Origin of the sequence: Megalodesulfovibrio gigas DSM 1382 = ATCC 19364, from assembly GCF_000468495.1 — a bacterium.
Classification (GTDB): Bacteria; Desulfobacterota; Desulfovibrionia; order Desulfovibrionales; family Desulfovibrionaceae; genus Megalodesulfovibrio; species Megalodesulfovibrio gigas.
This window is the reverse complement of sequence record NC_022444.1, coordinates 667389-678729: the sequence shown is the minus strand read 5'-3', so window position 1 is coordinate 678729 and position 11341 is coordinate 667389. Positions and strand designations below refer to the sequence as shown.

General features: G+C 65.3%; 9 protein-coding genes and 1 pseudogene. 8 read left to right on the top strand and 2 right to left on the bottom strand.

The genetic code is table 11. The features are described from left to right. Window positions 1-2 precede the first annotated feature (2 nt). The 4 genes from DGI_RS02960 to DGI_RS02945 are packed head-to-tail and all read left to right on the top strand — an operon-like array spanning window position 3 to window position 2866. Window positions 3-599: a SiaB family protein kinase gene (locus tag DGI_RS02960; protein ID WP_021759190.1), complete on the top strand. Its 597-nt coding sequence runs from the start codon at window positions 3-5 to the stop codon at window positions 597-599. A gap of 3 nt (window positions 600-602) precedes the next feature. Further along, entirely contained in the window at window positions 603-989 is a 387-nt protein-coding gene (locus DGI_RS02955; protein ID WP_021759187.1) for a DUF1987 domain-containing protein, read from the top strand. Next, entirely contained in the window at window positions 986-1777 is a 792-nt protein-coding gene (locus tag DGI_RS16810) for a GGDEF domain-containing protein (protein WP_051286147.1), read from the top strand. Before DGI_RS02955 ends, DGI_RS16810 begins: the two co-directional genes overlap by 4 nt. 3 nt (window positions 1778-1780) lie before the next feature. Then, window positions 1781-2866, top strand: coding sequence for a chemotaxis protein CheW (locus tag DGI_RS02945; RefSeq protein ID WP_021759183.1), 1086 nt, complete (start codon window positions 1781-1783; stop codon window positions 2864-2866). A gap of 116 nt (window positions 2867-2982) precedes the next feature. Here DGI_RS02945 and DGI_RS19175 read toward each other — a convergent pair. Together DGI_RS19175 and DGI_RS02935 are read right to left on the bottom strand one after the other, a co-directional pair. Next, a pseudogene (locus DGI_RS19175) lies at window positions 2983-3246 on the bottom strand (MarR family winged helix-turn-helix transcriptional regulator); the annotation flags it as partial. 66 nt (window positions 3247-3312) lie between these two features. Beyond that, a complete protein-coding gene (locus tag DGI_RS02935; protein ID WP_021759181.1) occupies window positions 3313-3696 on the bottom strand; it encodes a carboxymuconolactone decarboxylase family protein in 384 nt (127 codons plus the stop codon). 256 nt (window positions 3697-3952) lie between these two features. Here DGI_RS02935 and DGI_RS16805 point away from each other — a divergent pair, with 256 nt between their 5' ends. The 4 genes from DGI_RS16805 to ftsH all read left to right on the top strand — a co-directional run bounded on the left by DGI_RS16805 (window position 3953) and on the right by ftsH (window position 11180). Further along, on the top strand, window positions 3953-7312 hold the full coding sequence (locus tag DGI_RS16805; RefSeq protein WP_021759179.1) for an ABC transporter substrate-binding protein: 3360 nt from the start codon (window positions 3953-3955) through the stop codon (window positions 7310-7312). A gap of 4 nt (window positions 7313-7316) precedes the next feature. Then, window positions 7317-8177 (top strand): AraC family transcriptional regulator, encoded by an 861-nt coding sequence (locus DGI_RS02925; protein WP_021759177.1) that lies wholly within the window; start codon window positions 7317-7319, stop codon window positions 8175-8177. A 51-nt stretch (window positions 8178-8228) separates the two neighbouring features. Then, on the top strand, window positions 8229-9143 hold the full coding sequence (locus DGI_RS02920) for a DMT family transporter (protein ID WP_021759175.1): 915 nt from the start codon (window positions 8229-8231) through the stop codon (window positions 9141-9143). A 93-nt stretch (window positions 9144-9236) separates the two neighbouring features. Then, window positions 9237-11180, top strand: coding sequence for an ATP-dependent zinc metalloprotease FtsH (gene ftsH / locus DGI_RS02915; protein WP_021759173.1), 1944 nt, complete (start codon window positions 9237-9239; stop codon window positions 11178-11180). Window positions 11181-11341: the final 161 nt, after the last annotated feature.

The following is an 11341-nucleotide window of genomic DNA, read 5'->3' as shown; positions in this document are numbered from 1 at the left end:
GAATGAATCAGACGTGCATCGCAACGTTTCCCGCCGTGCTGCAAGACCTGCACGAGTTTTACGAATCCCTCAAACGCGAAGGCATCCTCTTCTGCTACAGCGGGCCCACCAGCCAATCCCTGGTGGAAGGCATTGGGGATCTGCTCCGGCAGCGCATGGCTGTGGAAGAGGCCGGCATGGCCGTGACGCATAACATCTTTGCCATCTTCATTGAGCAGATGCAGAACATCCTGCACTACTCGGCAGAGACCATGCCCCAGCGAGAGCAGGGCGGCGTGGAGGAGATGCGCCACGGCGTGGTGGTGGTGGGCCGGGAGGCCGAGGCCGACCGGCGGTTCTTCGTGCTCTGCGGCAATTACATCCAGCAGGAAAAAGGCCGCATGCTGGCCGACCGGCTGGATGCCATGCGCAGCATGACCAAGGACGAGCTCAAGACCCTGTACAAGGAAATGCGCCGCCAGGAACCCACCACCGAAGACAGCAAGGGCGCCGGCCTGGGGTTCCTGGAAATGGCTCGCAAGGCCAGCCGGCCGTTGGATTATTGCATTGCAGACATCGCCGAAGGCCTGTCGTTCTTTTCCGTCAAGGCGGTGGGGTGAATCATGCAGGATCTGCTCATCAAGGGAACCAAATCCAGCCCTTCCATCGCCTTTTGTGCGGCGGACGGCAATCTGTCCATCCGCGGCGAATCGTATCCCGAGCACGCCGTCAAGTTCTACGAACCGGTGCTGCAGTGGATCCGGGACTTTCTGGAAACAGAATCCACGCCCCTGCACCTGACCGTGGATATCGTCTACTTCAACAGCTCCAGCTCCAAGATTCTCATGAATCTGTTCGACATGCTGGAAGAAGCCGCCGCCGGCGGCCGGCAGGTGCAGGTGGTGTGGCGTCACCACGAGGAAAATGAAATCGCACAGGAGTGCGGTGAGGAGTTCAAGGAAGAAACCCAGTTCCTGCGCTTCGAGTTGCAATCATACGGAGACGCATGACCATGAATGCCTTTGCCCTCGGCTTCCACGAAGAAGAACGGGTCATCGCGCGATGCCGCACCTGCCTGGAGCAGGCCGAGCACGACGACTGCTGCATGCGCGAGGAATTCACCTTTCTTCTGGGGGAGTACGAGAAACTCTTCCGGCAAAGCATGCGGTTGGTGAAAATGGGCGACCGCATGCAGCAAAAGCTCGCCACCTTGAACGAGGCCCTGGAGCGCAAGCAGGAAGAGTTGCTGCGATTGGCAGCCACGGACATGCTCACCGGGCTGGCCAATCGCAGGGCATTCATGGAGACCGCGCACCAGGCGCTGTCCCGGGCAACACGGCATGCCTTGCCCTTGTCGTTGTTTCTGGTGGATGCCGACCACTTCAAACGCATCAACGACACCTACGGCCACGATGCAGGGGATCTCGTTCTCAGAAACATCGCCGTGATCGGCAAGGCCTCCTTGCGGGCGGAAGACCTCTTTGCCCGCCTGGGTGGGGAGGAATTCGCCGCGCTGCTCCCGGATGCGGATCTCGCCGAATCCCTGCAGGTGGCGGACCGCCTGCGCAGCAACATGGCCCAGTGTGCGGTGCCGGTGCAGGGACATCGCATCGGATACACGGTGAGCATCGGTGTTGCCACCATCGGCGGCCGCGTGGATACCGTGGACCGGCTCATCAAGGCCGCGGACGAGGCCCTCTATGCAGCCAAGGCCGCCGGCCGCAATCAGGTGGCGGCGCATGCGCCGTTGCATTCCTGCACCCCTGCGCCTTGCGGTGCGACACCTCCGGGAGGTTGATCCATGCTCTATGATACCCAACAAGGCGTTGCCGTGCGCGAGCAGGCCGATCTCAAGGTCCCCCGCGAACTGGGCGACGCCCTGCTGCAGGTGCTGCAGGACCTGCTTTCCAATCAGCAGCAGTTGCGGCTTGCCGGCCAGGAACGCGCCGGTCTGGCCCGGCCCCTCGACGAGCAGGATGCCCTGCTGGAGCGACTCAAAGACATCACCATCGGCATCCGCGCCGCCAATTTCAGCAAGCTCTTTCGGCAGATGAAAGCCCTTTCCATGGATATGGCCCGCCGCTGCGACAAGGAGCTGGAACTGCACATGGATGGTGCGGATCTGGCCGTGGATGTGGCCATCCTGGAAGCCCTGGAGGATCCCCTGGCGCATCTGGTGCGCAATGCCGTGGAACACGGGCTGGAATTCCCGGCCGAGCGCCTGGCCGCCGGCAAGCCGGCCAAAGGCAGGCTGGAGATCTGCGCCGCCTGCCAGAACGGCGCCGTGCGCGTGGAAGTGCGCGACGACGGCCGCGGTCCGAGCGCCTGCAGTGGCGCGGCGCTTTCCGGCCGCTCCGGCATGCGACGCATCGAGCAGACCATGGCCGCCCTGCACGGCTCCTTCTGCCTCAAGCCCGGCCCGGAAGGCGGGGCCGTGGCCGTGTGCAGCATCCCGTTGGCCTTTCAGTTTCTGGATGGCGTGGTGTTCCAGGCCGGGACGCACCGCATCGTCATCCCCATGGAGACCATCGCGGCCATTCAGCCCCTGCAGGCCACGGCCCTCACCATGCTGCAGCAGCACGAGGTGTTGTCCTGCGGGCGGGAGACCGTGCCCTTTCTGGATCTGGCCGGGCTGCTGGACGGGCGTTTCCGGACCGAGTTTCCGCGGCAGGCGGTGATCCTGCAGGCGGCCTCGGGCGAGCGGCTGGCCCTGGGCGTGGCCGCCGTGCGTGGCCGTTATCGCGGGGCGGTCTCGCCCCTGGCTCCGTGTTGCGACTGGCATCCTTCCCTGGGCGGCTGCGTGCTGCTCACGGGCGGGGGCATCGGCTTCGTGCTGGATGTAGAGGCCGTGCTGGCGGAAGTCTCCGGGCCGCAGCTGGTGTGCTGAACCGCGGCCTGCTGCCCATGCATGTGCTGTTGAAGCAGCTCGTAATAGCCCGGGAGCAGGGCGTCCAGCCGGGCCTTGCCGGCCGGGGCCAGGCGGAAGCGTCGGGAACGCAGATCCCGTTCATGGGGCGCAGCCTCCAGCAGGCCTTCATGCAGCAGGGCCTGCACCGTGTTGGAAACCACCGGCTTGGAGACATCCAGCCGGGCCGCCAGGTCCGTGGCGGTCAGGCCGCCGGCTTCGGGCTCGCGGTCGATGAGGATGAGAATGAGAAACCGCGTCTGGGAGAGGCCATGCGTCGCAAAATAGGCCTCCAGCCGGCGCAGCAGCACGCTGGCCGACCGCAGCAACTCCAGGGCCGCCGCCACGCAGGGAACATCCATCTGCGGAAAGCGGCGGCCGTAGGCGTCCAGGATGTCCCGGGCGGGAAGCTCCTTGAGGAAAAACACTCAGGCCCCCGACGGTGAGGCGTGCTCGCGCTCCAGCTCGCCGATGGCAAACATCATGTTCAGGGCCGCCGGGAATCCGGCATACACCGAAAGCTGGATGGCCACCTCCTTGAGCTCCTCAATCGTCAGCCCCACGTGCAGGGCGGCGCGCAGATGCACCCTGAGCTGCGGCGCGGCGTTACCCAGTGCGCCCAGCGCCGCCACGGTGACGAGTTCGCGTTCCCGCAGGCCCAGGCCGGGCCGGTTGTAAATGTCCCCAAAGGGATACTCCACCACATAGCGCGCCAGATCCGGGGAAATGGCTTCCAGACTGGCCAGAACCTCCTGACCGGCACGGCCGTCGATGGCCTGCAGGTTGCGCAGGCCGGTTTCATATCTGCTCATGCTCGCCTCCTTGGCTGACAAAGAGGTTAGCATGCTAATAGGATTTGTCAAGATGTGCCGCCGCGCCTGCACCATACCGGGCCTTGAGCTTCCGCCAGCCGGATGCTATCGCTCTGCGAGGCCGTCTGATCCACCAGGACCGCGGCGCAATGCGCGCACGAAGTCCTGGCCCGGACCGGCAGGGGGGGCGATGCAGGCGTATGGGAAAACGGGTCCGCAGCACTGGCAACGGCTGGTCCAGGCAGTTTGCCTGGCCATGTTGCTGGTGTGGGCAGGGGCTGCGCCGGCGCATTCCGTTGCCACCGACGCCAATTTCGATCAGCCCCTGGAATCGGTGACGCTGCAGCTCAAATGGAAGCGCCAGTTTCAGTTTGCCGGCTATTACGCGGCCCTGGACAAGGGATTCTACCGCGAAGCCGGCCTGGACGTGACCATCCGCGAGCGCGAGCCCGGTGAGGATGCCGCCGCCCTGGTGCTGGCCGGCAAGGCAGAGTATGGCGTCGGCTCCGGCGAGGTGCTGCTGGAGCGGCTCAACGGCGCGCCCCTGGTGGTGCTGGCGGCCATATTTCAGCATTCCCCCGTGGCCCTGCTCACACTCGAAAGTGCAGGCCTCGTGACTCCGCACGATCTGGCGGGCAAGCGGCTGCTGCTGGGGCACGGCCCTGCGCCCACCATCCGGGCCATGCTGCAGCACGAGGGCATTCCCATGGCGCGCATCATTCCTTTGTCCGGCCCCAACCACCCGGAGGCGCTGTACAAGGGCGAGTGCGACGCCATGGTCGTCTATACCTCCAACGAGCCGTTTTTTTACCGGAAGGCCGGCATTCCCGTGCGTGTCATCCACCCCCGGTCGTATGGGGTGGATTTTTACGAAGACAGTTTGTTCACCACGGAAGAGATTGCCCGCCGCCACCCCGACCGCACCCGCCGCTTCAGGGATGCCAGCCTGCGAGGCTGGCAGTACGCCCTGGCGCATCCTGGCGAGATCATCGATCTGCTCATCGAGAAGTACCAGTGCCCCAACACCCGGGAGCATCTGGAGTTCGAGGCCACGGAGGTCCATGCCAACATCCTGCCGGAGCTGGTGGAGATCGGCCACATGAACACCGGCCGCTGGCAGCGCATGGCCGATGTTTTCTTTGCCCTGGGCATGGCAAACACCAACATCCTGACTGGCTTCGTGCATGATCCGGAGGACGAGCACCACAAGAGCCAGCACCGCCTTGCCCAATGGTGGCTCACCATGGCGGCGGCGGCGTGCGGGCTGCTGCTGCTGATGTACGTCTGGGTGTTTTTTTTGCGGCGCGGCATCCGAATCAAAACAGCACGCCTGCGCCAGAGCGAGGCCCAGTTCCGGGCCGTGTTCGACGCCCTGCCCCTGTCCCTGGCCCTGTGGAAGTGGCGGGGGGACGACTTTGTGCTGACCGACGTGAACCCGGCCCTGGTGCGCCTTACCGAAGGCAATGTCCTTGTGCACCTTGGGGCGCGGATGCGGGAATTCTACAAGGATATGCCATCGATACGTGACGATGTGGAGCGCTGCTTCACCCAGCGGACCGTCATGCACGGCGATTTGGCCTATACGTTCCGCTCCACGGGCCAGACGCGGCACCTGGAATACTTTTTCGTGTACGTCCCGGACGACACGGTGATGACCGTTGCCGAAGACATCACTGACCGCAAGCGTTTCGAAGCGGTGCTCCAGGAAAGCGAATTCCGCCATCGCACGCTGTTCGAGGACAGCCCCATGGTCATGCTGCTGCTGGATCCTGTCTCCGGCCGCATCCAGGATGCCAACATTTCCGCCAGCACCTATTACGGCTGGACCCTGGACGAGCTGCGCAGCATGCACATCTTCGACATCAACGTCCTGCCTCCCGAAACGCTGCGGCAGGAAATGCAGACCGCACGCACGCGGGGCAAGCGCGTGTTTCTGTTCCAGCACCGCCGCAAGAGGGGCGATGTGCGCGATGTGGAGGTTTACAGCCGGCCCGTCAAGCTGGGGGATGCGGAGCTGCTGTACTCCTGTGTGGTGGATGTGACAGACCGCAAGCGCGCGGAACGGGCCCTGCAAGCCAGCGAGGAGCGGTTCCGCCTGCTCTTTGAGTCCATGCAGGAGGGCATGGCCCTGCATGAGGTGCTGTACGACGCCGCCGGCCAAGCCGAGGAATATCGCATCCTGGACGTGAATCCCTCCTATGAGCGTCTGGTGGGGCTGCACCGGGAACAGGTGCTGGGCCGGCTGAGCCGGGAGGCCTACGGCACGCCGGAGCCGCCGTTTTTGGACGTGTACGCCCAGGTGGCCCGCAGCGGCAACAGCGCCTACTTTGAAGCCTACTTCGAGCCCCTCGGCAAGCAGTACGCCGTGTCTGTGGTGTCGCCTTCGCCGGGTCATTTCGCCACGGTGTTCGAGGACATCACTGCCAGAAAGCGGGCGGAGCAGGACCTGCTGGCGTCCAAGGAGGCGGCCGAGGCGGCCAGCCGGGCCAAAACTGAGTTCCTGGCCAACATGAGCCACGAAATCCGCACGCCGCTCAACGGCGTTGTCGGCATGCTGCAGCTGCTCAAGTATTCGCTGTTGTCGCAGGAGCAGCAGCTGCATGTGGATACGGCGCTCATGGCCAGCCGTCGGTTGACGAGCCTGCTTTCGGACATCCTGGACATCTCTGCCGTGGAATCCGGCAAGTTGCGGCTGCACTACAAGCCGTTCCGGGTGAACGAGGTGCTGGTATCCGTGGAAAACCTGCTGGGCATCGTGGCGGCGGAAAAGGGCCTGCAGCTGCAGGTGCACATCGCCCCGGAGGTCCCGGAACTGCTGCAGGGGGACGAACAGCGGCTGCGGCAGATCCTCTTCAATCTGGTGGGCAACGCCATCAAGTTCACGGACTATGGCCAGGTCCGGGTGGACGTGTTCCGCCTGGATGGCCCGCATCTGCGCCGTCCGCATACCCTGTTCATGGTCAGCGACACCGGCCCCGGCATCCCCGATGAGATGCTGGACGTGGTGTTCGAGGCCTTCGGCCAGGGCGATCAGGGTCTGGCCCGCAAGCATCAGGGCGCCGGTCTGGGACTGGCCATCGTCCGAAGGCTGGTGGGACTCATGGACGGTACCTTGTGTCTGGAAAGTGGCGATGGCCAGGGGACACGGGTGCATGTGTCCCTGCCCATGGACGGTGCAGCCCCGGAGCCGTCGCCGGCCCAGGCCGCCAAAGCGCCGCAGGACGATGCCTTGCGTCTGCCAACGGTGCTGCTGGCCGAGGACGACGACACCAACCGCCTGACCATGCAGCGCATGCTGGAAATCGCGGGCGCGCGGGTGGATGCGGCCCCTAATGGGTTGATTGCCCTGGAAATGCTGCGGCAGGCGCGCTACGATATGGTCTTCATGGATGTGCAGATGCCCGTGATGAACGGCCTGGAGGCAACCAGAGCCATCCGCAACGGCGAAGCCGGCGCGCACCAGGCCGACATTCCCGTCATCGCCCTCACGGCCTATGCCATGCCCAGGGACCGGCAGGCGTGTCTGGATGCCGGCATGAACGAGCACCTGGCCAAGCCGGTGGAAATGGACCACATGCGCGCCGTGCTGGCCCGGTTCTCGCCGACCGGGCGGTGAGCGCATGGCCGCCGGCATGCGCCAGGGGGGTGAGGAGGCACGCCTGCTCGTCCGGCCGGAAGCGCCCGGCGTGGAGCTGCTCAGGGCCTCCTTCCGCACCCAGCGCTTTGACCGGCACTTTCACGAAGAATACGCCCTGGGCGTGGTCGAGCGGGGAGCCTTGCGGTTTCGGTATCTGGGCCGGACCATGACCGCCGCCGCCGGACAGGTCAATCTGGTCGTCCCCGGCGAACCCCACGATGGCCATGCCGCCCTGCCCGAGGGCTGGACCTACCGCATGTTCTACCTTGCGCCCCAGGTGGTGGACGCCGCCTGCGCCGAGCTGGCTCCCCGGCGGGCCGCGCCGCATTTTGCCGCCGGGGTGCTGGATGATCCGACCCTGGCCGCGCGGGTGCGGCAGGCGCATCTGCTGTGGGAGCTGCCCGGCGCGAGCAGTCTGGCCCGCCAGACGGCCTTGCTGGGGGCCGTGACATGGTGGATTGCCCGCCACGCCGAGCGCCCGGCCGTCCTGCCCCGCCTGGGGAACGAACGCGGCGCGGCAGCCAGGACCCGGGCGTTGCTTCAGGAGCGCTACGCCGAGGATCTTTCGCTGGATGTGCTGGCCGGGCATGCGGGGTTGAGCCCCTATCATCTGGTGCGCGTCTTCAAGGCCTGCTACGGCCTGGCCCCCCATGCCTATCTGGTGCAGGTGCGGCTGGCCCGGGCCCGAACGCTGCTGACCGGGCCGGATCGGCTGGCAGACATCGCCGCGGCGGTCGGGTTTGCGGATCAAAGCCATTTCACCAGACTGTTCAAACGGCGCCATGGCCTCACACCGGGTGCCTGCCGCAATTTTCTTCAAAACCGGGAGACCGGGAAAGGGTAGGGTGCGCGCAATCATCTGTCGGGATCGATCCCCGAAAGCAAGGAGGCGCGCATGCAACGACCCTGGACGGCATACGGCAATCTGACGGCGGCCATGGTCATCGTCGGCAGCTCGGTGGTGGCGGGCAAGCTGATGGTGGCGGAACTGCCGGTGTTTCTGGCCTCGGCCCTGCGGTTTGTGGTGGCCCTGGCCGTGCTGCTGCCCCTTATGTGGTGGCGGGAAGGCCGGCTGCTGCCGCGGCTGCGGGGCCGCAACTGGCGCATCCTGGGTCTGCAGTCGCTTTTTGGCTCCTTTCTGTTCACCACCTTCCTGCTGTACGGGCTCCGCTGGGCCTCGCCGGCGGCGGCCGGGGTGGTGGCCGGGTCCACCTCTGCCTGGATGGCCGGGTTGGCGTGGCTGTTCCTGGGCGAGCGCCCCGGCCGGCGCGGTATGGTCGGCATCCTGTGTGCCATGGCCGGGGTGGCCTGCCTGAATGTGATGACGCCAGACGCGGCGGCAGCGTCGGATGCTGGGCAGGCCGGCGCGGCCGATGCCTGGCTGGGTCTGGCCCTGGTGCTGGCGGCGGTGCTGTGCGAGTCCCTGTTTCTGCTCATGCGCAAGGGCGTGGATCAGCCGCTATCGCCCCTGGGAGCGGCCACGGCCGTCTCTGCGTTCGGGCTGTTGTGGTTCCTGCCCATGGGGGTGGTGGAGGCGGTCCGCTTCGACTTCGCGGTGGCAGGTCCCGGGGCCTGGGGGGCGGTGGTCTATTATGGTCTGGTGGTGACCATTCTGGCGTACTGGTGCTGGTTTGCCGGGGTGGTGCGGGTGGATGCGGCCACGGCGGGCGTGTTTACGGGCCTTATGCCGGCCAGCGCGGTGTTGTGCGCCGTGCTGATACTGCATGAGCCGCTGACCTGGCCCGTGGCGGCCGGCTGTCTGCTGGTGCTGGCGGGCATCGTCCTGCTGACGGCCCGCAGCAGGGGCTGAAACCGTTCGGCATTCCGCCTTTTTTCTTGCCGGACATCGGATTTCCAGGCATGAATACGGCCACCCTCACGAGGAACCCCACAGGGCCAGCGCATGCCACCACGCAGCACCCCTTCCGCGCCGACCTCCAAGAAAGCCCCGGCAGGCAAGGAGCGTCCGCGGGAAAAAAAATCGCCCCTTAACACCAAGGTCACGTTCAGCATCTGGTATGTGCTGCTGGCCATTTGGGGCGTATACCTGCTGCAGTACGGCATTTCGCACTATTACGGCCCCAAGCGCATCCCCTACAGCGAGTTTCTGCAGGCGCTCAACGAAAATCGTGTCCTGGAAGTGGCCATCACCCAGGATGCCATTGAGGGCCGCATGCATCCCCGGCATTCCGGTCAGCCGCCGGCGGAAAACGCCACCGAGCCGGCCAAGCCGGAGACCATCATCTTCAGCACCGTGCGGGTGGAGACGGATCTTTCCCAGCAGCTGGCCAAATTCGGCGTGAAGTTTCGCGGGGAGATCGAATCCACCCTCTGGCGCGACGTCGTTTCCTGGCTCATCCCCATTGTGGTGTTCGGGGTGGGCTGGTTCTTCATCATCCGGCGCATGACGCCGGGCGCAGGCATGCTCTCCATGGGCCGCAGCAAGGCCAAGGTCTACATGGAAAAGAGCATCCCCACGCGCTTTGCCGACGTGGCCGGCGCGGACGAGGCCAAGGAAGAGCTGCAGGAGATCATCGAGTTCCTCAAGAATCCCAAGGTGTTCACCCGTCTGGGCGGCCGCCTGCCCAAGGGCGTGCTGCTGGTGGGGCCCCCCGGCACGGGCAAGACGCTTCTGGCCAAGGCCGTGGCTGGCGAGGCCCGCACGCCGTTTTTTTCCCTGTCCGGTTCGGACTTCATGGAAATGCTGGTGGGCGTGGGCGCGGCCCGGGTGCGCGATCTCTTTCAGGAGGCGCGGGACAAGGCCCCGTGCATCATCTTCATCGACGAGCTGGACGCCATCGGCAAGTCCCGTGGGCCGGGCGGTTTTTCCGGCAACGACGAGCGCGAGCAGACCTTGAATCAGTTGTTGGTGGAGATGGACGGCTTTGATGCCCGGGTGGGCGTCATCATCATGGCTGCCACCAACCGCCCGGAGATTCTGGACCCCGCCCTGCTGCGCGCCGGCCGTTTTGACCGGCAGGTGCTGGTGGACAAGCCCGACGTGCACGGCCGCGAGGCCATCCTCAAGGTGCATGCCCGCACGGTGATCACTGCGCCGGACGTGGACCTGCTCCAGATCGCCCAGCGCACCCCCGGTTTTTCCGGGGCTGATCTGGCCAACGTGACCAACGAAGCCGCCCTGCTGGCTGCGCGGCGCAAGAAAGACGCCGTGGAGATGGCCGACTTCGAAGAGGCCGTGGATCGCGTCATCGGCGGCCTGGAGAAGAAGAACCGGGTCATCAATCCCAAGGAAAAGCGCATCGTGGCCTACCACGAAACCGGCCACGCCCTGGTGGCCGCGGCCACGCCGGGGGCGGATCCGGTCCACAAGATTTCCATCATCCCCAGGGGGATGGCTGCCCTGGGCTACACCGAGCAGCGCCCCACCGACGACCGCTACCTCCTGAGCAAAACCGAGCTGTTGGCACGCATTGATGTGCTGCTGGGCGGTCGGGTGGCCGAGGAGCTGGTCTTCGGCGACGTGACCACCGGCGCCCACAACGACCTGCAACGCGCCTCGGACATTGCCCGGGCCATGGTCACGGAATACGGCATGGGCGAGACGCTGGGCCTGGCCAGCTTCCCGCAACGGGGGCAATCCATGTTTCTGGCCCAGGAAGGCATGGGCGTGAACCCGCGGGAATACTCCGAGGCCACGGCCGCCCGGCTGGACCAGGAAGTCAAGGGCATCCTGACCGGGCGCGAAGCCCACGTCCGGGCGCTGCTGACCGCCAGAACCGCCCAGCTGCACACCATCGCGGCGCGGCTGCTGGAAACCGAAGTCATGGGTCAGGAGGAGTTCATGCGCCTGGCCGAATCCACCCCCACGGGTTCCATTTTCCCATAGGGCAAGGTATCTTTGAAAGGAGTTCTCGGGGGAAAACCTTTCTGAAGAAAGGTTCTTCCCCCGAACCCCCTTTCCAAAGACTTTTTATTGTGATTCAAGGTCACTATCAAAGTTTTGGAAGGGGAGAGCGTGAGAGGGGAGAACCTGTTGCAAAAAGGTTT